The 20291-nt window shown below is 43.9% G+C and carries 29 protein-coding genes; 10 read left to right on the plus strand and 19 right to left on the minus strand.

The genetic code is table 11. The features are described 5' to 3' along the window. Positions 1–23 precede the first annotated feature (23 nt). A complete protein-coding gene (locus Q0Q74_RS08290; protein ID WP_294429905.1) occupies positions 24–146 on the plus strand; it encodes a hypothetical protein in 123 nt (40 codons plus the stop codon). Here Q0Q74_RS08290 and Q0Q74_RS08295 read toward each other — a convergent pair. From Q0Q74_RS08295 to Q0Q74_RS08355, 13 genes are all read right to left on the minus strand, one after another. After that, positions 143–709 (minus strand): Gp15 family bacteriophage protein, encoded by a 567-nt coding sequence (locus Q0Q74_RS08295; protein WP_294429906.1) that lies wholly within the window; start codon positions 707–709, stop codon positions 143–145. The genes Q0Q74_RS08290 and Q0Q74_RS08295 overlap by 4 nt on opposite strands. Positions 710–711: 2 nt before the next feature. After that, positions 712–1368, minus strand: coding sequence for a hypothetical protein (locus Q0Q74_RS08300; protein WP_294429907.1), 657 nt, complete (start codon positions 1366–1368; stop codon positions 712–714). 14 nt (positions 1369–1382) lie between these two features. Then, the gene (locus tag Q0Q74_RS08305) at positions 1383–1892 is read right to left on the minus strand and encodes a hypothetical protein (RefSeq protein WP_294429908.1); all 510 of its coding nucleotides are present in this window, start codon (positions 1890–1892) and stop codon (positions 1383–1385) included. 5 nt (positions 1893–1897) lie between these two features. Then, on the minus strand, positions 1898–2746 hold the full coding sequence (locus Q0Q74_RS08310) for a site-specific DNA-methyltransferase (protein ID WP_294429909.1): 849 nt from the start codon (positions 2744–2746) through the stop codon (positions 1898–1900). A gap of 58 nt (positions 2747–2804) precedes the next feature. After that, positions 2805–3227 (minus strand): hypothetical protein, encoded by a 423-nt coding sequence (locus Q0Q74_RS08315; RefSeq protein WP_294429910.1) that lies wholly within the window; start codon positions 3225–3227, stop codon positions 2805–2807. Continuing rightward, positions 3227–3766 (minus strand): hypothetical protein, encoded by a 540-nt coding sequence (locus Q0Q74_RS08320; protein ID WP_294429911.1) that lies wholly within the window; start codon positions 3764–3766, stop codon positions 3227–3229. Before Q0Q74_RS08320 ends, Q0Q74_RS08315 begins: the two co-directional genes overlap by 1 nt. Continuing rightward, positions 3766–3960: a hypothetical protein gene (locus Q0Q74_RS08325; RefSeq protein ID WP_294429912.1), complete on the minus strand. Its 195-nt coding sequence runs from the start codon at positions 3958–3960 to the stop codon at positions 3766–3768. The genes Q0Q74_RS08320 and Q0Q74_RS08325 overlap by 1 nt, the downstream gene beginning before the upstream one ends. Before the next feature lie 56 nt (positions 3961–4016). Continuing rightward, a complete protein-coding gene (locus Q0Q74_RS08330; protein WP_294429913.1) occupies positions 4017–5177 on the minus strand; it encodes a phage major capsid protein in 1161 nt (386 codons plus the stop codon). Between the two features lie 11 nt (positions 5178–5188). Beyond that, positions 5189–5872, minus strand: a complete 684-nt coding sequence (locus Q0Q74_RS08335) for an HK97 family phage prohead protease (protein ID WP_294429914.1) — start codon at positions 5870–5872, stop codon at positions 5189–5191. A gap of 73 nt (positions 5873–5945) precedes the next feature. Further along, positions 5946–7253 (minus strand): phage portal protein, encoded by a 1308-nt coding sequence (locus tag Q0Q74_RS08340; protein ID WP_294429915.1) that lies wholly within the window; start codon positions 7251–7253, stop codon positions 5946–5948. A gap of 15 nt (positions 7254–7268) precedes the next feature. Beyond that, on the minus strand, positions 7269–7682 hold the full coding sequence (locus Q0Q74_RS08345) for a hypothetical protein (protein ID WP_294429916.1): 414 nt from the start codon (positions 7680–7682) through the stop codon (positions 7269–7271). Positions 7683–7694: 12 nt separating this feature from the next. Next, positions 7695–8180: a hypothetical protein gene (locus Q0Q74_RS08350; protein ID WP_294429917.1), complete on the minus strand. Its 486-nt coding sequence runs from the start codon at positions 8178–8180 to the stop codon at positions 7695–7697. Positions 8181–8196: 16 nt separating this feature from the next. Then, the gene (locus Q0Q74_RS08355) at positions 8197–8574 is read right to left on the minus strand and encodes a RusA family crossover junction endodeoxyribonuclease (RefSeq protein ID WP_294429918.1); all 378 of its coding nucleotides are present in this window, start codon (positions 8572–8574) and stop codon (positions 8197–8199) included. Positions 8575–8610: 36 nt separating this feature from the next. Here Q0Q74_RS08355 and Q0Q74_RS08360 point away from each other — a divergent pair, with 36 nt between their 5' ends. Further along, positions 8611–8820: a hypothetical protein gene (locus Q0Q74_RS08360; protein WP_184661692.1), complete on the plus strand. Its 210-nt coding sequence runs from the start codon at positions 8611–8613 to the stop codon at positions 8818–8820. After that, positions 8813–9067 (plus strand): hypothetical protein, encoded by a 255-nt coding sequence (locus Q0Q74_RS08365; protein WP_184661694.1) that lies wholly within the window; start codon positions 8813–8815, stop codon positions 9065–9067. The genes Q0Q74_RS08360 and Q0Q74_RS08365 overlap by 8 nt, the downstream gene beginning before the upstream one ends. 423 nt (positions 9068–9490) lie before the next feature. Here the strand turns inward: Q0Q74_RS08365 and ppdK are convergent, their stop codons facing one another. Next, a complete protein-coding gene (gene ppdK / locus Q0Q74_RS08370) occupies positions 9491–12178 on the minus strand; it encodes a pyruvate, phosphate dikinase (protein ID WP_294429919.1) in 2688 nt (895 codons plus the stop codon). A gap of 238 nt (positions 12179–12416) precedes the next feature. On the opposite strand from ppdK, the gene Q0Q74_RS08375 reads away from it, so the two are divergent. The 3 genes from Q0Q74_RS08375 (at position 12417) to Q0Q74_RS08385 (ending at position 15743) form a co-directional block, all read left to right on the plus strand. After that, entirely contained in the window at positions 12417–15032 is a 2616-nt protein-coding gene (locus tag Q0Q74_RS08375) for a homocysteine S-methyltransferase family protein (RefSeq protein WP_294429920.1), read from the plus strand. Between the two features lie 73 nt (positions 15033–15105). Continuing rightward, positions 15106–15333, plus strand: coding sequence for a hypothetical protein (locus Q0Q74_RS08380; RefSeq protein ID WP_294429921.1), 228 nt, complete (start codon positions 15106–15108; stop codon positions 15331–15333). After that, complete coding sequence (locus Q0Q74_RS08385; protein ID WP_294429922.1) at positions 15330–15743, plus strand: PIN domain-containing protein; 414 nt, start codon at positions 15330–15332, stop codon at positions 15741–15743. The genes Q0Q74_RS08380 and Q0Q74_RS08385 overlap by 4 nt, the downstream gene beginning before the upstream one ends. Positions 15744–15763: 20 nt before the next feature. Here Q0Q74_RS08385 and Q0Q74_RS08390 read toward each other — a convergent pair whose 3' ends face one another. The 5 genes from Q0Q74_RS08390 to Q0Q74_RS08410 form a co-directional block, all read right to left on the minus strand. Continuing rightward, positions 15764–16522, minus strand: a complete 759-nt coding sequence (locus Q0Q74_RS08390) for a hypothetical protein (protein WP_294429923.1) — start codon at positions 16520–16522, stop codon at positions 15764–15766. Between the two features lie 78 nt (positions 16523–16600). After that, the gene (locus tag Q0Q74_RS08395; RefSeq protein WP_294429924.1) at positions 16601–17137 is read right to left on the minus strand and encodes a PH domain-containing protein; all 537 of its coding nucleotides are present in this window, start codon (positions 17135–17137) and stop codon (positions 16601–16603) included. A gap of 19 nt (positions 17138–17156) precedes the next feature. Next, positions 17157–17417 (minus strand): hypothetical protein, encoded by a 261-nt coding sequence (locus Q0Q74_RS08400; protein WP_294429925.1) that lies wholly within the window; start codon positions 17415–17417, stop codon positions 17157–17159. A 22-nt stretch (positions 17418–17439) separates the two neighbouring features. Beyond that, a complete protein-coding gene (locus Q0Q74_RS08405) occupies positions 17440–17964 on the minus strand; it encodes a hypothetical protein (protein ID WP_294429926.1) in 525 nt (174 codons plus the stop codon). A gap of 46 nt (positions 17965–18010) precedes the next feature. Next, positions 18011–18253 (minus strand): hypothetical protein, encoded by a 243-nt coding sequence (locus tag Q0Q74_RS08410; protein WP_294429927.1) that lies wholly within the window; start codon positions 18251–18253, stop codon positions 18011–18013. A 12-nt stretch (positions 18254–18265) separates the two neighbouring features. Here Q0Q74_RS08410 and Q0Q74_RS08415 point away from each other — a divergent pair, with 12 nt between their 5' ends. The 4 genes from Q0Q74_RS08415 to Q0Q74_RS08430 all read left to right on the plus strand — a co-directional run bounded on the left by Q0Q74_RS08415 (position 18266) and on the right by Q0Q74_RS08430 (position 20288). Next, positions 18266–18667 (plus strand): helix-turn-helix transcriptional regulator, encoded by a 402-nt coding sequence (locus Q0Q74_RS08415; RefSeq protein WP_294429928.1) that lies wholly within the window; start codon positions 18266–18268, stop codon positions 18665–18667. A gap of 222 nt (positions 18668–18889) precedes the next feature. Further along, the gene (locus Q0Q74_RS08420; RefSeq protein ID WP_294429929.1) at positions 18890–19096 is read left to right on the plus strand and encodes a hypothetical protein; all 207 of its coding nucleotides are present in this window, start codon (positions 18890–18892) and stop codon (positions 19094–19096) included. Between the two features lie 7 nt (positions 19097–19103). Continuing rightward, positions 19104–19475: a PIN domain-containing protein gene (locus Q0Q74_RS08425; RefSeq protein WP_294429930.1), complete on the plus strand. Its 372-nt coding sequence runs from the start codon at positions 19104–19106 to the stop codon at positions 19473–19475. A 66-nt stretch (positions 19476–19541) separates the two neighbouring features. Beyond that, complete coding sequence (locus Q0Q74_RS08430) at positions 19542–20288, plus strand: corrinoid protein (protein WP_294429931.1); 747 nt, start codon at positions 19542–19544, stop codon at positions 20286–20288. Positions 20289–20291: the final 3 nt, after the last annotated feature.

Here is a 20291-nt window from a genome sequence, read left to right on the forward strand (position 1 = left end):
CATTTTAGGCTTACACTGTAGGCATGATAGGCATTGTTTTATTCTTGCTTTTTATCGTCCTTTTTTCTGTGGCTCAGAAGGGCGCAAAAAATCTTCCAGACGAGCAGGAAGATGAGGATTTTGTCGTGCCTCTGGAAATGCTTTAGCCCTTCTTTTCTAAAAGGCGGTCAAATTCATCAGCCGCTTTTTTTTCTTCGGCTGTGACTTTTTCGGGAAGCTCCCAGCGTTTCCTGTTCATAATCTGCGCCTGCTTCCATTCCGTTTTGTCGTTTTCGTCAAAGCATCGGAAAGCCATTATCTCATTCAGTTTCGTGCCGTGAAGCCCCGAAAGAAGGGCCTTGAACTTCCACCAGTGCAGGCGTGTCTTTTCATCAAGCAAGTCGATTTTGTACTGCTCGTAAAATGCAGCATAAATCAATTCCGCGTCCAGCTCATAATCAAGCACATTTTTATTGTCGTTTTCCTCAAGGATGCGGGGAAGCTCTTTTTTATTGATGAAGAAATCAAGCAGGGCATCAAAACCCGCTTTTCTGTCTTTCGGAATCTGCCATTGATTCTGATAAAGAAAATCAAAATCAGCAAAGCAGGATTCCTGCGAAGCAAGCAGACGGGAAAACATGAGCCAAAATCTGAAATCTGTTTTGATTGGATAAAACACCCCGTCAACCGTTACGGCTTCCGGGGCATTTGCTTTTGCAAGGTCAAGCACTCTTAGTCCGCCCTGTAGTAAGTGTCAGCGGCAAAAGTCGGAGCTTCCGTACCTGTAACGGCGGTATACACATCGCCGTCCTTGGTGTAATAGTCCGTGTAATTTGTTGCCCAATCGTCTGGCTCAGATGCCAAAAGGCTGAAAGTCGGAAGGCCGCCCTCGTGTGGCGTGAAAGTCACTTCGCCGTTTTCGATGGTGATGTAACCTTCTGTCGGAGTGCCGTTTGCGTTGACTGTGACATCAATGACGGTGCCGGTTGTGTTGAAGTCGTTGACGACGATAGTCGAATTCCATTTCTGGGCAAAATACTTTACGGTATCGCCGACCTGCACCTTGTCAAAAAGATAGGCCAGAAGCAATTCTTTCTGAGCGTCTGAACCGACATAGCGGTTTTTGTAGAGCTTGTAGAAAAGCTCAAAATCGGGCTGTCCCTTGTAGGTTGTAACGCCATAAGCGACATTCATCTTGTATGAAATAAGCTCGGTTGTCGGCTGTTCGTCTGCAATATAGTCCCGGTCCTCCGTCTGAGGATTCATGTTGACAGTATTTTCTGTCGCCTTCTTGATCTGAACCCACGCTGGCACGGCTGGCGTGCCGTCGTTGAGGAACGGCCGGATAAGATGCTTTTTGATAAGCGTTGTTGGCTGCTGTTCTGGCATTTTTTACTCCTTAATTAAAGTTCGATTTCGTCTTCGGTTATGACTGTCAGCGAGATTTCCACGGCGGTCATTTGCTTCTCAACCGTTCCTGCATCGGTAAAGAAATTGCGCCGTCCGATTTCTGCCCGTTCGACCGTCCCATTCAAAGACACATCATCAAGCACTGCCCGGCGAAATGCCGCGCCATACCTGCACATCTGGCGGACAAGTACATCCTGGGCATAACCTCGACATAAAAAAGAAACGGTGAAATCGGAGTTTTCTTTGTCTGCTCCTATTTCCGCTTCTTCATCATCCTCGCTGTCGGGAACGATTGCACAGACAATCTTGTCAGTGTAGCGGGACAAATCCACCGCCCCGAAAACGATGTTTTTTTCTTCGATTGCGTTCATCGGCGTATTTTCATCTGCATATTCCGGAAGATAGCCGTTCACGGTCGAAAGAATGAATTGCTTTATGTAATTGAAAATTGCTTCCATATCCTTACAGTCATTTTTGTGCGGATTATCCAAAATTAAATTCAAACTGTTTATAGGAACGCGGTTTTGTTTGCTGCCATAAGTCCAGCTGATGTTCTGGAATAAATAATTTTTCCTTTTTCTGCCTGTTCTATGCGTTCTTTCGCAACACAAAAATAGTAGTTATCTTTCTCAATCCCGATGAAGTTCCTTCCCGTGTTGACACAGGCAACGCCAGTGCTTCCGCTTCCCATCGTGTTGTCAAGCACCGTTTCGCCCTCGTTCGTGTAGGTCTTTATGAGATATTCCAGCAACGGCACGGGTTTCTGTGTTGGGTGTTTGGTTGTTTTTGTTGTGTTCCCGAACAAAGCTCCATTCCAGTTTGAAAACTTTATTATAGAAGTCGGAAAGCGTTCTCCTTTTTCTACATACTCCCATTTTTCGCATTTTGTGCCTTGATAAACGCTACCACCGAATGTCTTTGATTTTGAGTTTTTACGTATTTGCCCAATATTCACCATGTACGTTTTTATATACTCCTCTGAAAGTTTGCGTTTCTGAGGATTGTAAGTCGGAAGTCTTTTATAAAAGACAAGTATTTCTTCATGGCTTCTCAATGGCATTTTATTGGCATTGAAAAATCCGCACTTCATTGTTTTTTCCCAAATAATGTCATAGCGAAATTCTTTTCGGTTAGAGTTAATTAAATCTGTCGCAAACGGCTGTATCGCAAAAAGTAAGATAGCGGCATTGTCTTTGCATACGCGGTGATATAATTTCCAAAGACAATCCATAGGAAGCTCAGTATCCCACTCGCAATCAACCATTCCATAGGGCAAATCGCATAATACCATATCCACGGACTTGTCCGGTATATTCTTCATAAGCTCTAGGCAGTCGCCATGTATAAGGTCAATCATTACACACCCCTCCCAAAAAAAAAATCTAACTCCCCTTGTAAGGTAAATAGTCATTTTTTTAGCTCCAATATTTGGCGAGTTCCCTGTCAATCATCCTGTCAATGCTGGCTTCGTATTCAGAGCCCTCAATGTAGTTGTTACCCTTTTGCACGAACCCGCGAGGACGGAGCCGTCCGTTTTCCGTGCCGTAGCTTAATGCCATGACTTTGGGAAAAATATTTTCTCCCTTTATTCCTTTTGGGAAGACATTCATTTCCGAGCCGTCTTTCTTGACTTTGTAGCGGTAAGAGCGCAAAAGCTCTCCGCTTCGCCGTTTTGTCGTTGCCCTGATTTCTTTTTTTACGACGTCAACGGTGCCGCGCCCGATTATTCCGAGCGTTTGGCGCGAGATTGTCACAAGGCTTTTTGAAGTGCCCGAAAGGGCGGCCTGTGCCCTGCTGATGTCGAGCTCAACGGAAAGAAATTGCCCTGTCTTTGCCATCAGTAATCAACCTTTGCAAGTTTGTATTTGCCTATGTTCGGCTCTAGGAAACGGTCAGGCTTGAAAGACTGGAATGTCCGGCTTGCCGAATCAAGATAGCTCGTGCTCGTGACGGAAACATTACCGCCTGCACTTTCCCAAAGTAAAGACGCAATCTGCAAGGCTGCCGTAACAATCGGAGCGGGAACAGTGCTGAAACCCGCCGTATAATTGACGGTGTATTTTACGCCGTCAAGGAATTTAGAATCATCGTCGAATGCAATGTAATTTGTGTTTTTTATCACACGGATTTGTGAGAGATCCACTGTTTCCCCATCCTGTGTGACTGAGGTAATCTCCGTGACTGGCTTTGCCTCAAGCGGGAAAAAGTGGGAGTTAACACCACGCGTCGAAGTCTCATAATTCTGTGATTCCGGGCTGTAGCCTAGATAATCCTCAATGATTTTTTCAGCAGAGTCACAATAATTCTGCAAAAGCGATTCATCAGAAGGAAATTTGTCAGAGAATTTTTTCAAGTCTTCGGGTGTGATATATGCCATTATTTACTCTCTTCTGCGTTGCCGTTTTTGATGAGAAGGTCTGCAAGTTTAGCATTAAGCTCGTAAACACTTCCCGCAAGGAATGTGCCTTCCGGGCGGCAAATAAGATTTTTAATTTTTACCCTTTTTTTGCCTGGAGTTTCAGAAGAAGAAACGGCTTCTCCTGTTCCTTTTAAATTCTGTTTAGTTGGCATTATATTCTCCTGTATCAAGGCAGAGTGTCAGCATGTGGCACTCTGCCTTTTTTTAGTTACTCACCAGTTCCGACTTTGATTCGTGCGAATGCTTCCGCGAGAACCGGCGCACCGTCAGCGTATGCGATGCCCTTGAAGCCGACCTGATTTTTAAGAGCGAAAAGCTCATAAAGGTTTTTAACTTCAAGCCCTTCGACATAAGCCCACCAGTAATAGCTGAAATCACCGAGAACAGCAATGTAGCTTCCTGATGTTTTTACAGAAGGAGCGTAAGCCGATTCGATAACCGGGAGACCGAGCAGACGGTCCGGCTCGCCCTCTGTAAGACCTGGCCGCCAGATATACTGGTCGTCTTTGTCTTTGAGCAAGAGACAGTCGGTGAGGATTGTCGTTGACATTACCCAGCGGGCACGGCGACGATAAGCAGGTTTCAAGCTCATCTTTGTCTTGATGAGGTCGTCAGCTGTAAGTGCTGCGCCTGCTGTTGTGACGTCGCGGGTAGTTGGCACACCGTTTGCCGAAGCCGTGAAAACACCGAGCGGCTGGCCTGAGCCTGTGCCGACTGTAATTCCGTTTTCAAAAGCGGCAATGAGTTTCTCAGTGATTTTCTCACGGACAATTCTCTCAATCGGGAGGGCTGAGACCTTGACGAGTTTGTCAGAAATCTTGATCAGCTTGACGAGAGTGTTTGGTGAGAGCTCACGCAACGAATATGCGAGGGTTGCATCAGCGGAAATGTCACTTGCAGGGACTTCTGCGGTCCAGGAAGCATCACTTGCATCTGCTGACTCATACGGTGCTCCGAGAGATTTTGCCTCAGTGAGAGGGAACTTACGGACAAGGCTGTAGAGTGGAGATTCATCCTCTACGCTCTTGATGATTTCGGCGACATATTCCTGTGGGGAAAGTGCGCCGCCGCCGGAACCGACCGAAATGTCACGCTTCTCGCCTTTAAGGTAAGCGCGGAATTCCTTCATCTTTTCGGAGATTTCACCGCGGGTTTCGCCCTCGTCTTTTGGCAGTTCAGTTGAAAAACCGTTGAGCATTGCCTCACGCTCTTCTGCGGCAATTTCAAGAGAGAGCTTTCGGACTTCTGCCTCTTTGTCGGCAAAAATCTTTGACTCTTCATCAGAAAAAGCGCGGTTTTCTTTTTGTGCAAGCTCGTGCATTGCACGGAGCTCAGCTACAAGTTTTGCACGCTGTTCTTTTTTGTTCATTTTTCAATCCTTCAGTTAGATTCAAATTCAAGCAGCGCAAGCTCACGCTCACGCTCATCCGATTCAAGTTTACGGCGTTTTTCGGTTTCCTCAGCTTTAAGTCGCTCCGCTTCAAGCCCTGCGATAACTCCCTCGCACCAGCTTCGGGCTGAGATTTCCGTGCCGTCGTTTGCAGGTGACGAAACGGCAGAAACATCGTAAACCTTCTCAAAATCCGTGATTGTACGGATATAGATTCTTTTTCCTGTTGCTTCGTCTTTGATTGATTCCATCCGCTCCCCGCGCACGACAAAACCGAAGCTCATTTTTGTCGTGTAGCCGCCTTTGATTTCCTCAAAAAGCGAACGTCCTTCACCAGTGCCGCCAAGGTTGGCTTTGATGAAAAGGCCGTGCCCGTCTGGCCTTACTTCGAGAGTCTTGTTTGAGATTCGGGCATAAACCCGCCCGACATGGTTGTACTGGAAAATGACGTCAGAAAGATCGCACTTGTCAAAAGCCCTTGAATCAATCTGCTCTTTGAAAATATAAGAATCTTCTTCCCAGAGGATATAAGGCTCGTTGAATGTTGCCGCATATCCTTCGACGATTCTTTCCTCACTGTCAGGCGTCCCCATTTCACGACACTCAAGTTTCATTGAGCGATACTGCCGCCCCTGAAGAAGTTTCTTTGAGATTTTTTCAAGTTCTTCATCCATTTTTCTTTTCTCCTAAGAATACAGTCATTTTTATTTTTTCAGCCCAATAAAATATTATGATTTTTCTTCCATATTATTCTTCTTGTTTAGGATTAGAAAAATCATTGTTTTCATCGGGATTTCCTTCTTTTGGCTCCTGATTGTCGGGATTGTCTGAATCTGAGCTCGTGCCGTTTCCGTCAATCGGTGCCATGTTGACCTGCATATAATGCTTTTCTGCGAAAGGCTCATCAACCCTCGGCAAATTCTCCATCGCATAAATCTGGTTGAGCGTGTAAATGCCGTTTGTAAGGCCCTTGATGTAATTGTTGAAGCGGGTGTTTGCATCAGCACGAAGAATTGTGTTCGGATCAAATTCTGCATAGCAGTCATCCTGCATCCAGGAAGGGATAAGCTGAGAAAAATACTGATTCAGAAGGACAAGCCAAGGCGTAAGGGTGTGCTGCAGGAAGAAAGTATTGAACTGCTCCATGTTCGTGAACTTCGCGGAGTCTTTGCCCAGCATGAACAGAGGAACCCTGTAGATTTTTGCGATTTCCTTCTCAGAAAAAGCCCTTAACTCCACAAGCTGGCTGTCAGTATTCCCCCCCAGCTGGAGCGGTTGTGCCGTAAGGCCTTTATTTAAAATAACCGGCTTGTTTGCGTTTTCCTTGCCGCCGTAGCTTTTTAAGAACCGTTCTGCAAGCTCATCACTGTTTTCCTTGGTCCAGTTCGTCACTTCTTTGGGTACGGTAAGGATCATTTTTGAATGTATTCCGCCGTCAAAGTAGGTCGCCGTGTATTCGTCAAGCTCCAGCCCTGTCTTTGCTGAATGTGTGGCATATTCAATCGGCGAAAATCCTTTAAGCCTGTTGTAACGGATGGCCGGAATGTGAAGGATTGTGTCACGGTTGTATTTATATGTGCCGGTGCTTGTGTGGTAAAGGTAATAGATTTCTCCTTCCGGTGTTTTTTTGATGTCAACGCTTGAAGGGTCAAGCGTATAAAGTGCAGTTGGATTATAGTTTCTGTCACGCTCAACGAAGATAAAAGCGTTTCCTTTCAAGAGAAGGTGAAGGAGTATTTTCTTTTTGAAAATAAAAGGCGTGTCGTCTGGATTCGGGCGGCGGGTCAAAAGACGGTAAAGCGACAAATCAAGGGCACGCTCCCGGCTGCCGTTTACATTCCTGTAGACATTAAAGGACAGTGAGGCGACTGCATCAGAAATGATGTAAACACAGCTCGCAAGCGTTGTGTTTGCGAGCATTTCCCCGACTGTCATGTAAGGCGAAAAATAGAAAATATCTCCGCCGTCATAATGAGACAGCGGGATTGAATCTGTATCATTTTTAACCGTCGTATTTGACGGAGTTTTGCGGATTTCAAAGCCAAATAGTTTCATACTTTTACAGTCATTTTATTTACAAAGCGTGATAATTCTTGCACTTGCAGGTTTTCCAATCTTCACGCAGACGGAATCAGCGATTGAGTTGAAGACAATCTTTCCGTCTTCCACTACAACCCAGTGCCCGTGCTCTTTTTCCTTTTCATCGAAATAAACATACCTCACGGGCGTGGGTTCTTTAATCCTGCTGATGTCCTTGATTTCTTTTTTTTCGACATGCCACTTTTTCCCCGTGAAGAAGTGGAGCAAAGCCGAAGCATTAAGGACGGTGCACTCTTCATCGAGCAGTCCTTTATCCATTGCCGTTGAAATGTGCTTGATCATCTCCCCCTCAGATTCCGGGATAATTCCCATGCAATAGAGATAGCACATAGCAAGGCAGCCATATTTTCCAATCATCAAGGCCCGTGTTTGTGGCTTTTTCATTTTTTCACCTCTCTATTTATAGATTTGTCGGATTCTGACTAACCCCTCAATTATTTCCCTGGTCCAGTTGTTCATTCGCTGTTTAAATTCTTTCGTCTGGAATTCAGGCTTTACATGCAGGCTATATACCAAGGCACATATTTTTTCCTGCTTTATTTCGATATATGCGGAATTCAGATTTAAATGATTAAACGTCACCCAATCCACAACTTCATCGTAAACTCTCTCAAGAATGAATTTCGTGAAATACCCATTGTATTGATTTGTTGCAGGCGTGATTTTCGATTCCAGCGACATTATATAAATATGCGCCCACTCCACTTGCTGCCTTATGATGTTCCTTTCTTTTTCTCCATTGCCGATTCTCAGGCGGCTTGAACTGAAAGAAAAAAAGCCATTTCTTACTTCATGAATGAAAATGACAATGACTACAAAAACAAAGCAAAGCACGAGCCACGAGTTTTTGTCAGTCAAGATTTTTCCGATTGCTTCCCACATGCTTTTACAGTCATTTTTATTTGTAGTCTGTGATTCTTATGATGCACGATGGATCATCTTTTTTGTAAAGGTTTTCAACTGTAATTTTTCGACAAAAATGCCATGTGTCGTCTTCGATGATGTTTGAATCTATGAGCGTATCGAGAATAGAACTTGTGGCATTATCACCGTCTCTGCGCCTGAAATCTCCATGAGTGAGGGTAATTTCTATATGAAGTTCCTGATTCAGCGGTTTTTCTAATTTTTGCGATTTTCTTTGAAAAATAAGCGAAAAAAGGGCCATTTCGTGCCATTTCTGATAGTTTTTTGAGGGAATTGTCTTTTTATTTGGCAGCGTTTGGCGGTTGTTTTTTTTCGCCGGAACCTCGCCCCGCAATGTGAAAATATAATTCATATACTTACAGTCAGCTTTAAAAATGACTGTAAAGGCATGTTGAAAAAAAGATTGCTGCTAAAACTTACCAGCGTAAAAAATCAGCTTACTTATTGGAGCTGCTTTTTAATTTCCTATATCGTCATAAAAAACAAAGTCGATTTCTACGGAATTGCGCTTGCCTTGTGCGGTGTCATTCTCAGCTACTTTGCCGTCTCTGAGGTGCAGAAGCATCTGGAAGCAAAAAAAGGAGATAAAAGTGAATGAAAAAATCAAATCATTTTTTGAAAAGGTCGGCTTGTGTCTGTCTGCTCTTTTTCTTTTCGTGCTCGGCCTGCTTGTCAGAAACTGTTTTCAAAATAAAGGAAAGCGAGTTGAACCGGATTCAGCAGGAAACGGGAAACTTGACGAAAATCGTGAGCGAGCAGAACAGTCAGCTCTTACAATTACAGAAATTATCCAGCGAGTTAAGGAACGAGGCGGAGAGCGAGAGGAAGAAAGCCCAGCTTTATAAAGACATTGCAATCGGGGCTTGCGCTTCTTCAATAATCCTCGGCGGAGCCTTATTTTTGTCTCATAAATAAAAGTGTCACATAAAAGTGTCACATAAAACGCATATTTTATATAGCGTCACATATAGCGGAATAACGCTAAAATCACAAGCAAAAATAAAAAGTCTCTTGCAATTCTTTATATTTCAATGATATACTAATGCTAAACAGTGTTGTATAATACTATATAAGTGACTAGCTAAAAGATTCGCAATCAAAGGGTGGACGGTTCGAGTCCGTTCGTCTCCACAAATCCCGTTCAGTCAGAGCGGGATTTTGTTTTTTAAATGTATTTCACTGAATAGGCATAAAAAAAGCACTTCCCGCATGGAGAAGTGCTTTTCATTTTTAATTGCTTAACGGGTTTCTAGAAACCACATGGCAATTTATTTGTTAGCTTTGATAACTGCCTGAGCACCAGCCAAACGAGCGGCAGGTACGCGGAACGGTGAACAAGAAACGTAGTTCAAGCCGAGTTTGTAGCAGAGCTCGATAGAAGCTGGGTCACCACCGTGCTCACCACAGATACCGAGGTGGAGGTCAGCCTTAACTGCACGTCCCTTCTCTTCTGCGAGGCCAATCATAACGCCTACGCCGTCTTCGTCCAAAGTCTTGAATGGATCCTGGAGGAGAACCTTCTGATCCAAGTAAGAATCGATGAACTTAGAGTAGTCGTCGCGGCTGAAGCCGAATGTTGTCTGAGTAAGGTCGTTTGTACCGAATGAGAAGAAGTCAGCGTACTCAGCAATCTGGTTAGCTGTAGCAGCAGCGCGTGGGAACTCAATCATAGAACCAATCTGGAACTTGAGTGATGTTCCGAGCTCTTTGTTAACGTTAGCGATAACAGCCTCTGCCTGAGCGCGAATCTGTTTGAGCTCAGCGAATGTTGTTACGTTTGGAATCATGATGCGAACGTCATGTTTGAGACCTTCTTTCTCAGCCTGTGCTGTAGCACGAGCGATAGCCTCAACCTGTGTCTCGTAAATCTCTGGATATGTGATAGCGAGACGGCAACCACGATGTCCGAGCATTGGGTTGTGCTCATTGAGCTCTGCGTATTTTTTGTTGATTACTTCAACTGCTACGCCGAGTTTTTTAGCGAGAGCAGAAGCAAGCTCTGGAGTCTCAGCCTGTACGAACTCGTTGAGTGGTGGGTCGAGAAGACGGATTGTAACAGCACGACCTTCCATTGTTTTGATGATTCCGTAGAAGTCTTTCTGCTGAAGTGGGAGAATTGCTGCGAGGTTAGCCTTGCGCTCTTCTGTTGTGTCAGAAATGATCATCTTCTGGAATGATGTAAGTTTTGGCTCTTCGAAGAACATGTGCTCTGTACGGCAAAGACCGATACCAGCTGCACCGAAGCGGAATGCCTGTGGAGCTTCGTTCTGCTCTGCGTTAGCGAGAACATCGAATCCCTTAACAGTTTTTCCAGATGGAGTTGTGCGAACTGAAGCATTGCGAACTTCGTCTGCCCAAGAGAGGAATGTCTCAAGATCGCCAGAAACTGAAGCTGGAGTTACTGGGATAACTTCGCCGTATACTTTACCTGTTGAACCATCGATAGAAATGTAGTCACCCTTCTTGAATGCTTTTCCACCGATTGTAACTGTGTCTTTTCCTGTGAATACAACATCTGAACAACCACAAACACATGGTGTACCCATACCACGAGCAACAACGGCTGCGTGTGAAGTGCGTCCACCAGTTGAAGTCAAGATACCCTGAGCAACGTACATTCCGGCGATGTCGTCTGGAGATGTCTCTTTGCGAACGAGGATAACTTTTTTACCTGCTTTGTCTTCTGCAACAGCTTCGTCAGCAGTGAATACGATTTCACCACAACCAGCTCCTGGAGAAGCGTTGAGTGCAGATGCAAGTGGTTTTGCAGATTTGAGAGCTTTAGCCTCAAACTGTGGGTGCAAGAGCTGATCAAGCTGATCCGGTTTAACGCGGAGAAGAGCCTGCTCTTTTGTGATCATGCCTTCTGCAACCATGTCTACAGCCATCTTAACAGCTGCTGGACCTGTTCGTTTACCATTGCGGCACTGAAGCATGAAGAGTTTTCCTTCCTGAACTGTGAACTCCATGTCCTGCATATCGTGATAGTGTGCCTCGAGGCGGTCACGGATTGTAGAGATTTCCTTGAAGATTTCTGGCTGCTGCTTCTCAAGAGCAGAGATATCCATTGGGGTGCGGATACCAGCAACAACGTCTTCACCCTGAGCGTTGATGAGGTACTCAGCCATGAAGTGGTTCTCACCAGTTGATGGGTCGCGAGAGAATGCAACACCAGTTCCTGATGTGTCACCCATGTTACCAAATACCATTGCCATAACTGTTACAGCAGTTCCTTTGATAACATTCTCGTCGATGTTGTTGAGCTTGCGGTAGATGATAGCACGCTCGTTCATCCAAGAGCCGAATACAGCGCCGATTGCGCCCCACATCTGAACCTGTGGATCCTGAGGGAAGTCTTCGCCCTTCTCTTTTTTGTACATTGCTTTGTACTTTGTAACGATTTCCTGAAGCTCTTCTGTTGTGAGCTCAGTATCTTCTTTGATACCACGGTGAGATTTAACCTCAGCGATGATCTCTTCGAATTTGTCGTGATCAACGCCCATAGCAACATTACCGTACATCTGGATGAAGCGGCGGTAAGCGTCCCATGCGAAACGAGGGTTATTTGTTTTGTTAGCAAGGCCAACAACTGATTTATCGTTAAGACCGAGGTTGAGGATTGTATCCATCATACCTGGCATAGATTCAGCAGCACCTGAGCGAACAGAAACCAACAATGGATCATTCTCATCGCCGAGTTTTTTGCCGAATGATGTTTCGAGCTTGTTGAGGTACTCTGCAACTTCCTTATCAAGACCTGCAGGGTATTTTTTGCCCAATTTGTAGTATTCCTGACAAACGTCGATAGAAATTGTGAATCCAGGTGGAACAGGCAAGCTCAAAGGAGCCTTAGCCATCTGAGCAAGGTTAGCACCCTTGCCACCAAGAATTGGACGCATTGACTCATCGCCCTCTGCGTCGCCGTTACCGAAGAAGTAAACGTACTTTGTAGCCATTGATTTCTCCATTTAGAATATAAAAATAATTAGATTATAATAAGAAGATAGTAGCTTTTATAGAAATTATAGTCAATTATCTATTAAGTATTTTTAATAAAAAATGTGTACGGAATAGTACAAATTAACTGGAATTAGCACGATTCTGCAACGAAATTTTCATGCGCGAATCTCCGGGCTACGGGCTATTTTTGCCTATCATTGAACTAGCCTTGTTTTTTCTATAAAATAAGTTTCTATGAATAAGAGCAAGAAACCAACTTTCCGTGAATTTTTGAAATCTCAGGTTGAGGCGGGTCTTCCCGTATTTTTTGACGGTGGAATCGGTACGATGATTCAGAAGACCGGCTACACTGATTACGACATTCCAGAAGACATTTCGATTGAAAAACCTGAGATTATCGCGGATATTCACAAACAGTATCTTGCAGCGGGTGCAAATGTCCTTACGGCGAACACTTTCGGTGCGCTTCCGTTAAAGCTGATTTCAGCAAAGTATTCGTGTAAAGAGTATATAGAGGCAAGCCTTGCGATTCAAAAAAAATGTATTGAAGAGGTCGAGGCAGAAGGAAACAAACGACCGCATTTCACTTCATGGGATACGAGCCAGATTGGTCGCTTGCTCGAACCGATGGGCGATTTGACTTTTGACGAAGCCTACGAGACTTACAAAGAGGCCGCAATCATTGCCGAAAAAGCCGGTGCAGAAGTTGCGATTATCGAAACGATGGCAGACTTGCGTGAAATCAAGGCCGCAGTTCTTGCCACAAAAGAAAATACTGATTTACCGATTTTTGCCAGCGTGACTTTCCAACCGAATTTGCGAACTTTGACAGGTGCTGATATCCGCACTTGTGTGGTTTATCTTGAATCTCTTGGAGTTGATTTAATCGGATTTAACTGTGGCGGCGCGCTTTCAGAAGATGATAAGATTGTCGCTGAGATGATGCGTTACGCACACCTTCCAGTTTGTGTCGAGCCGAACGCAGGCTTGCCGACTGTTATCAATGGAAAGGCTGTATTCCTTGTCGGGGCAGAAGAATTTGCAGAGCATCACCTCAAATACCGGGAACTTGGAGTTTCTGTCTTCGGCGGATGCTGCGGAACGACACCAGAGCATATTTCGGCAATGGTCAAAGCGATTGAAGCCCTTTCTCCGCAGAAACGACAGCCCTGTGAATTTGAAAACGCATGTTTTATCTGCTCATACAATTCGAGCGTTCAGATTGGCGGCGGGGCAGGCCCTCAGATTATCGGCGAGCGAATCAACCCGACCGGCAAAAAAAAGGTCAAAGAGGCTCTGCTTGCACACAACATGAATTTCGTGCTTGGTGAGGCAGAAAGTCAGATTAACGCCGGCGCACAGATTCTCGATGTAAATGTCGGTCTTCCAGGAATTGATGAAGCGCAGACCATGGTTGATGCGGTCAAAACGATTCAGGGCGCATTCAATACACCGCTTCAGATTGATTCGAGCGAGGCACCTGTTCTTGAAAAGGCACTCCGCTATTACAACGGAAAAGCCCTGATAAACTCAACGAACGGCCGCCAAGATGTAATGGACAAGGTTCTTCCGCTGGTAAAAAAATACGGTGGGGCTGTGGTCGCACTTTGTATCGATGAGGCAGGAATCGCACCAACGGCAGAAGGCCGAGTCGCAGTAGCAGAAAAAATCATCAATGAAGCAGCAAAATACGGAATTCCAATTCGTGACATCGTGATTGATACGCTCACGCTCACGGTTTCAAGCCAGCAGAAAGAAGCTCTGGAAACCGTCCGGGCAATTCAGATTTTAAAAGAAAAATACGGCGAGCAGGGCTTGCAGTTCGTGCTGGGAGTTTCAAATATCTCATTCGGAATCCCGCGGCGAGACATCATCAATTCCCGATTCTTTGCCATGGCACTTTACGCCGGATTGAGCGCATGTATCATCAATCCGCTCATGCAGCCAATGATGGAAACTTACTACGGCTACCGTGCCCTGGCAGGATTTGACGAAAACTGCCTTGACTACATCGAAAAATACAACGACACATCGGCCCCGGTTTATGGATTGACCGCTGAGCAAGTGGCTCTGGCAAAAGGGAACGCACCAGGGATAGGAGCACCGCCGTCAGGCGTTCCGAACGCAGAGAGGAATGGAGCGAACAGCGGAAGTGCGGATAGCCCGGCCCGTAAGGGGGTGCCCAAATTACCTGAAAACCTGACTGACTCGGAAAGCTCGCTCATCAACATAATCTGCAAGGGCTTCAAAGACTCGTCGCCGGATGCCACAAAACGCCTGCTCGAAGAAGGAAAGGCTCCGGTCGAAATCATTGACCGCTGCATCGTGCCCGCCCTCGACATCGTGGGAAAGGACTTTGAGGTCGGAAAGAAATTTTTGCCACAGCTTTTGCTCTCGGCTGACACGGTAAGCAACAGTTTTGCGGTCATCAAAGCCCACCTCGAAGCAAGCGGCGTGGCCCAGGAATCGAAAGGCTCAATAGTAATCTGCACAGTCTTCGGCGACATCCACGACATCGGAAAAAACATCGTCAAAGCCATGCTCGAAAACTACGGCTACACCGTAATCGACTTGGGAAAAAACGTCCCGGCAGAGAAAGTTGTGGAAACCGTGCTGGAGAAGGACATTCAGCTCGTAGGATTGAGCGCGCTCATGACAACGACGGTCGCCAATATGGAAGATACAATCAAACTTTTGCGGGAAAAACTCGGTGCAGTGGGAAAATCGTGCAAGATTATGGTCGGGGGAGCGGTTCTCACGGCGGATTATGCCTCGCAGATTGGGGCGGATTACTACGCAAAGGACGCGATGGTGAGTGTGGCGATTGCGAAAGAGGTGTTTGGGAAGTAAGGGGGGGATGAATCTTTCAAAATATATAGCGAAATGAAAACCTCTATGTTATAATTATTGCGAGGAGGTCGCTATGCCAGATGCAGCTTTTGCAGATTTTGAAAGGCAAATCGAATTTTTACCGGTTTTTCAGTTGAAATACTTACGAAATAAGATTGATTTTCTATTATCTCATCCGTCAAAAAGTAAGGCTTCCCAAAACACACTGCCAGATATTACATCCCGCCTTTTTGGTGTTGCGAAATTTGACGGGGACTACAACGAAGTCTTAGCAGAAGCAATCGAGGAAAAATATCAATGAAAGTGTATTTCGACACAGATATAATTCTTGATGTTGCAACTGCTCGTGAACCTTTTTGTTTTCCAGCTTCACAGTTGCTTGCGCTTGCAGAAACACAAAAAATTGAAGGTTTTACTTCCGCAACAATTTTTATAAATGTCTTTTATATTCTCAGAAAACTAATCGGAAGAGAAAAAGCAATTCTCTTTTTGCAAGACTTAGAGAAAATCCTAACAGTTCTTCCGACAAGCAAGGAAATTGTTCATAGTGCTTTATACTCAGACTTCACTGATTTTGAAGACGCGACACAACATTTTACAGCCCTGCAAATTCCTGTGGATTATATTGTAACACGAAATCTTTCAGATTATTCGTTCTCAAAAATTCTTGTAAAAACTCCGTCTGAGTTTCTTGAAGTCTTTGGGAAGTAGGAGGGAATACGGCAGACTTTTTACCTTCCGCCGTATCTTCCGCTTGCCCTCATTAAATCTCTTGCAAGTTTTTCTTCTTTCCTGTAGCGAGCTGAGACATAATCAAGCGTGAATAGAGTGCCGAAGGTATAGTTTTCTCCTGCGTAAATTGGAGTAGAATCCGTAATTTTAACATTCATTTTGCAGATATCGCCGTTCTTGTTCTTGAAGCCGAAAGTGTAAGAACCTCTGTACTCCTCATTTTCTTCTTTGCAAGTCGAATAACCGTATTTTGTAAGGCACTTTTTCTGAATGTCACGGAAAAAAGCATTCCTGTTTTCATCTACATATTTTTTAGCTTCTTCAATGCCCTTTTCTGTTGCTATTCTTTTCATCTCATTAGTGTCAATGCTTGTATTTATCTTGATTCTGTAATGAGCAAGTTTATCGTATTCATCACTGGCGATTTGAACGAATGAAACATTGTAACCTTCAAATTTTCCCTTTGGCTTTTCATATCCGTATGCCGAAAGATACGAGCTGTATTCAGAAAGCATCCCGCCATCCTCTCCGTCGCCAGCTTTCCAGCCTTTTGACTTTAGCATTTTCACAGTTTTTGAGATGCCGGCGTTAAGCTTAAAGTCAGAAACGGTCAAATCAGTTTTTGAGTTTGTTTCATGCTGTGAAATGTTGTTTTCAGCCCTCGTTTCGCTAGTTTCTTCTTCGTCATAAAGATAAAAGGAGATTGCAATTAAAGCTATAAAAACTATTCCCACAATTTTCAGGATTTTCTTTATCATACTCTTTTCTTTATATTTAAATAAAAATCCCGCAAAGCCAACAAGAAATAAACTTCAAAATTGCTCTGCGGGGTAGAACTACATATTTCCAAGAATTTTTGCTTTTTGTGTGGCAAATTCCTCGTCAGTTAAAATGCCTTTCTCTTTAAGGGCGGCAAGTTTTTCCAATTTGCCCACAACATCGTCGCTATCAGATTTCGATTCTGCTGGTTGTATAGATGTATTTTTCAATTCTTTGATGGCGGAATTAACTGCATCGACAAATGGTTTTACTGTATTTTTCTGGCAATTATCAATTAACATCTTGGCCCCGCCGTGCCAAATTTCAATTGAACCGAAAAATAATCCTGTCTTATATGAAATTGAATTAACACTTTCCAATGCCATTTCACTTTGCTTTACACCAAACAAGAATCCATAATCAATAAACAGTATTCTTTTTTGTGTACAAACGATCAGCCATGTTGTCCCATCCACAATACCAGATGTCAAATACTTGATGTTTTCGTCATCTTCCAAAATTTCAGGCAAATGACTTACTTCTTTTGAAGTTCCAAATAAATCAACATCTCCCAAAGCATTTATTTCTTCTTGAATACTTTCTAATGTGCGCATATCACTTACCTTGTTTTTCTCATAATTTTTTTTTCAGTTCATTCCAATTTGAAGCCTCATCGATAGAGTAATCTTCTTCGCATTTTTCGCACTCGATGCGGTTTGCTAATGATTCTTGACAAATATCATCTATATTTTTTGCGCTAAAGTCTTTAATTATCTTATTGAAGGAACCATCTTGATTATCCTGTTCAAATTCTGCAATCTGTTCTCCATAAGTTTTTATGCAAATGCGGTTCTTATGACCACAGTTTGGGCACGTTCCATATAATGTAATCATTTTCTCGTTCTCCTATGGCTATTTATTTTCTATGGAAAATTGCTGACCCAAGTTTTAGTTTTTCTTTATCAAATTCAAATTTTCCCTCATCGTACTTATATCCTCCTCCATCGTCATAGTTGACCTCAAGGATGCCATTTTTTAGCGACCATTTTCCTCTGTGTTCACTATAATCAACTGCATAAAAAGCAAAGGTTCCGTCTTTTAAAAGAAGAGTGTCGTTTTTAGTTGTTCTTGTTTTTGGATTTCTGGAGTAATATGAGCCGTTTTTCTTAAAAATTATAATTTGTTCAGCAAAAGTTTCTGTATTTTTATCAACAATAACTTTGCCACTTCCGCCATGCGCGCCATCAAACACAAGAACCCAAGTTCCTGCCAATGAAGGACTGCTTGGCAAGACAAGCATCACGACAAAAAGCAGGACAAGGACACAGACAGCATAATTTGCATAACTTGAAAACTTGCCAATTACAGGGATTTTTTTTGCAATATTGTTGAAAGGAAGCTTGTTAATAGTTTCGCTAATTTTTGAATTTTTATTTTCCATAAAGATTTATCCTTGCATAGTTCATAATTTATTGAGAATTTGAAATTTAATTTTTTTTCTTTCTTGCCTTCAAAAGTGTTATCAGAAATAAAAGTGTTTGAATAAGAAGGGAAAAAGGTACTGGAACTGCAAACGCAATGATAGTGCTAATGATGCTTGAAATAATAAAACCAAACCAGCCAAACATTGTAAATGCAAGGCTAGCCTCCAAGAAGGCCACCACAATAAAATAAATCATCATTTTTCTTTTTCTCCAGCACAAAATATTATGTTTTTTCAATGCTAACATAATATTTTACATTTGAAAATAATAACACCAAATTTTATGCCTGTCAAACTTTCAATCACCAAATTTTACTATTATGATGTTATGGGATTTGGTGAAAATTTACACAATGAGCTTGTTTTTCAGGACATTCAGATAAAAGAACTTGCGGCACGGACAGGAATCAAAAAAAGTACGCTCGACAAATATCTTTCGGGTAACAAATCCCAGCCAAGCGTGGAAAATGCCGTAAAAATCGCCGAAACGCTCGGTGTCACGGTGGAATATCTTGTAAAAGGCGTGGAAATCTCCGAGGAAAACTTAAAGCCTGTTTTGAACGCAGAGTACAGAATGTTGGTCGAGCAATATGACAAGCTCTCTGAGTTTAACCGGCAGACTGTTCAAGATTTAACCCAATCCTTGTTGAAGCGGCAGTAGGGATGGGGCTGGAAGTCTTCGGAATTATCTATAGGGAATCTCTAAAAATTGCAATTTTTAGAGATAACTTTGAAAATGCGATGTTTTAATTCCTGCTATTTTCAGGAATTAAAACTCGTCGGGAACTTCGGAAAATCGACGAAGGCGAGTTTTTCGAAGTTCCCTATATTTTTCCATTTTCTTGTGTTATACTGACTGCATCACATACGAAGAAGGTTTTTTATGTACGCTTTAGCAGAGCGAGCGCAGATTATGGAATTAGTCCAAACTCTGCCCGACGAGCAAATCCACTATGTGCTGAACATTATTCAGTCTTTGCCACAAAAGGCTGCCACTCCGCGTTGCAGTCTTAGAGGACGCTTTGCAAACTACGCCAACCCTTCGTTGAGAGCAAAAGAAAAAGAAGCGTGGGCAATAGCCGCAGAGTAAAAGCATAGTGTTCGCTGACGCAAATATCCCCATCCGCTACGTCATCAACAATGATGAAATCATGGCTGCAAAAGCTGATGAAGCCGTCAACTCCGGGTTGCTTTTTGTCCTGCCCGAAGTTTTTGCCGAAGTCGTTTATGTGCTGACAAAAGTCTACGGTATTGAACGCTTCGATGTAGCAGACTCAATGATAGAATTGCTTGATTTTGTTTCTATAACCGCCACCGAAATTATGAAAACAGCATTTCAAAACTATCGGGAAATAAACCTTGACTTCGTCGACTGCATTCTTGCAATTTCAGATAATCAGCAAATTCTTTCATTTGATAAGAAACTGAATAACTTTATCGCACGAAAAAAAGCAGAAAACACGCTTTAAATTCGACTCGTTCCTGCGTTAGGGATTGGCGGGGCGGCGACAGCCGTTGCGGAACGAAGTGAAGCAATGAAGCGAACAGCGGAACCCCAGAAAGCCCGACCCGAAGGGAGCGATAGCGATCGAAGGGGAACGCCCTCTAATTCTCCATCTCTCCCCGAAAATCTCACGGAATCGGAAAGCTCGCTCATCAACATAATCTGCAAGGGATTCAAGGACTCGTCGCCGGATGCCACAAAACGCCTGCTCGAAGAAGGAAAGGCTCCGGTCGAAATCATTGACCGCTGCATCGTGCCCGCCCTCGACATCGTGGGAAAGGACTTTGAGGTCGGAAAGAAATTTTTGCCACAGCTTTTGCTCTCGGCTGACACGGTAAGCAACAGTTTTGCGGTCATCAAAGCCCACCTCGAAGCAAGCGGCGTGGCCCAGGAATCGAAAGGCTCAATAGTAATCTGCACAGTCTTCGGCGACATCCACGACATCGGAAAAAACATCGTCAAAGCCATGCTCGAAAACTACGGCTACACGGTAATCGATTTGGGGAAAAACGTCCCGGCAGAAAAGGTCGTGGAAACCGTGCTCGGAAAAGACATCCAGCTTGTGGGACTAAGCGCCCTCATGACAACGACTGTGGCCAACATGGAAGACACAATCAAACTTCTGCGGGAAAAACTCGGCGCGGTGGGAAAGACCTGCAAGATTATGGTAGGCGGAGCCGTCCTCACGGCGGATTACGCGAGCCAGATCGGAGCGGATTATTACGCCAAGGACGCAATGGTGTCTGTGTCGATTGCGAAAGAGGTGTTTGGGAAGTGATTC

Source organism: uncultured Treponema sp., assembly GCF_946187725.1.
Lineage (GTDB): Bacteria > Spirochaetota > Spirochaetia > Treponematales > Treponemataceae > Treponema_D.

What these genes read in the sequence shown, in the direction of transcription:
- Q0Q74_RS08360 (WP_184661692.1), top strand. Translation starts at nt 8,611, where the DNA reads ATGTTGAAAAAAAGATTGCTGCTAAAACTTACCAGCGTAAAAAATCAG.
- Q0Q74_RS08310 (WP_294429909.1), bottom strand. Translation starts at nt 2,746, where the DNA reads ATGATTGACCTTATACATGGCGACTGCCTAGAGCTTATGAAGAATATA.
- Q0Q74_RS08380 (WP_294429921.1), top strand. Translation starts at nt 15,106, where the DNA reads ATGCCAGATGCAGCTTTTGCAGATTTTGAAAGGCAAATCGAATTTTTA.
- Q0Q74_RS08405 (WP_294429926.1), bottom strand. Translation starts at nt 17,964, where the DNA reads ATGGAAAATAAAAATTCAAAAATTAGCGAAACTATTAACAAGCTTCCT.
- Q0Q74_RS08315 (WP_294429910.1), bottom strand. Translation starts at nt 3,227, where the DNA reads ATGGCAAAGACAGGGCAATTTCTTTCCGTTGAGCTCGACATCAGCAGG.
- Q0Q74_RS08355 (WP_294429918.1), bottom strand. Translation starts at nt 8,574, where the DNA reads ATGAATTATATTTTCACATTGCGGGGCGAGGTTCCGGCGAAAAAAAAC.
- Q0Q74_RS08390 (WP_294429923.1), bottom strand. Translation starts at nt 16,522, where the DNA reads ATGATAAAGAAAATCCTGAAAATTGTGGGAATAGTTTTTATAGCTTTA.
- Q0Q74_RS08400 (WP_294429925.1), bottom strand. Translation starts at nt 17,417, where the DNA reads ATGATTACATTATATGGAACGTGCCCAAACTGTGGTCATAAGAACCGC.
- Q0Q74_RS08410 (WP_294429927.1), bottom strand. Translation starts at nt 18,253, where the DNA reads ATGTTAGCATTGAAAAAACATAATATTTTGTGCTGGAGAAAAAGAAAA.
- Q0Q74_RS08325 (WP_294429912.1), bottom strand. Translation starts at nt 3,960, where the DNA reads ATGCCAACTAAACAGAATTTAAAAGGAACAGGAGAAGCCGTTTCTTCT.
- Q0Q74_RS08335 (WP_294429914.1), bottom strand. Translation starts at nt 5,872, where the DNA reads ATGGATGAAGAACTTGAAAAAATCTCAAAGAAACTTCTTCAGGGGCGG.
- ppdK (WP_294429919.1), bottom strand. Translation starts at nt 12,178, where the DNA reads ATGGCTACAAAGTACGTTTACTTCTTCGGTAACGGCGACGCAGAGGGC.
- Q0Q74_RS08395 (WP_294429924.1), bottom strand. Translation starts at nt 17,137, where the DNA reads ATGCGCACATTAGAAAGTATTCAAGAAGAAATAAATGCTTTGGGAGAT.
- Q0Q74_RS08330 (WP_294429913.1), bottom strand. Translation starts at nt 5,177, where the DNA reads ATGAACAAAAAAGAACAGCGTGCAAAACTTGTAGCTGAGCTCCGTGCA.
- Q0Q74_RS08375 (WP_294429920.1), top strand. Translation starts at nt 12,417, where the DNA reads ATGAATAAGAGCAAGAAACCAACTTTCCGTGAATTTTTGAAATCTCAG.
- Q0Q74_RS08340 (WP_294429915.1), bottom strand. Translation starts at nt 7,253, where the DNA reads ATGAAACTATTTGGCTTTGAAATCCGCAAAACTCCGTCAAATACGACG.
- Q0Q74_RS08350 (WP_294429917.1), bottom strand. Translation starts at nt 8,180, where the DNA reads ATGTGGGAAGCAATCGGAAAAATCTTGACTGACAAAAACTCGTGGCTC.
- Q0Q74_RS08300 (WP_294429907.1), bottom strand. Translation starts at nt 1,368, where the DNA reads ATGCCAGAACAGCAGCCAACAACGCTTATCAAAAAGCATCTTATCCGG.
- Q0Q74_RS08385 (WP_294429922.1), top strand. Translation starts at nt 15,330, where the DNA reads ATGAAAGTGTATTTCGACACAGATATAATTCTTGATGTTGCAACTGCT.
- Q0Q74_RS08345 (WP_294429916.1), bottom strand. Translation starts at nt 7,682, where the DNA reads ATGAAAAAGCCACAAACACGGGCCTTGATGATTGGAAAATATGGCTGC.
- Q0Q74_RS08290 (WP_294429905.1), top strand. Translation starts at nt 24, where the DNA reads ATGATAGGCATTGTTTTATTCTTGCTTTTTATCGTCCTTTTTTCTGTG.
- Q0Q74_RS08420 (WP_294429929.1), top strand. Translation starts at nt 18,890, where the DNA reads ATGTACGCTTTAGCAGAGCGAGCGCAGATTATGGAATTAGTCCAAACT.
- Q0Q74_RS08320 (WP_294429911.1), bottom strand. Translation starts at nt 3,766, where the DNA reads ATGGCATATATCACACCCGAAGACTTGAAAAAATTCTCTGACAAATTT.
- Q0Q74_RS08430 (WP_294429931.1), top strand. Translation starts at nt 19,542, where the DNA reads ATGAAGCGAACAGCGGAACCCCAGAAAGCCCGACCCGAAGGGAGCGAT.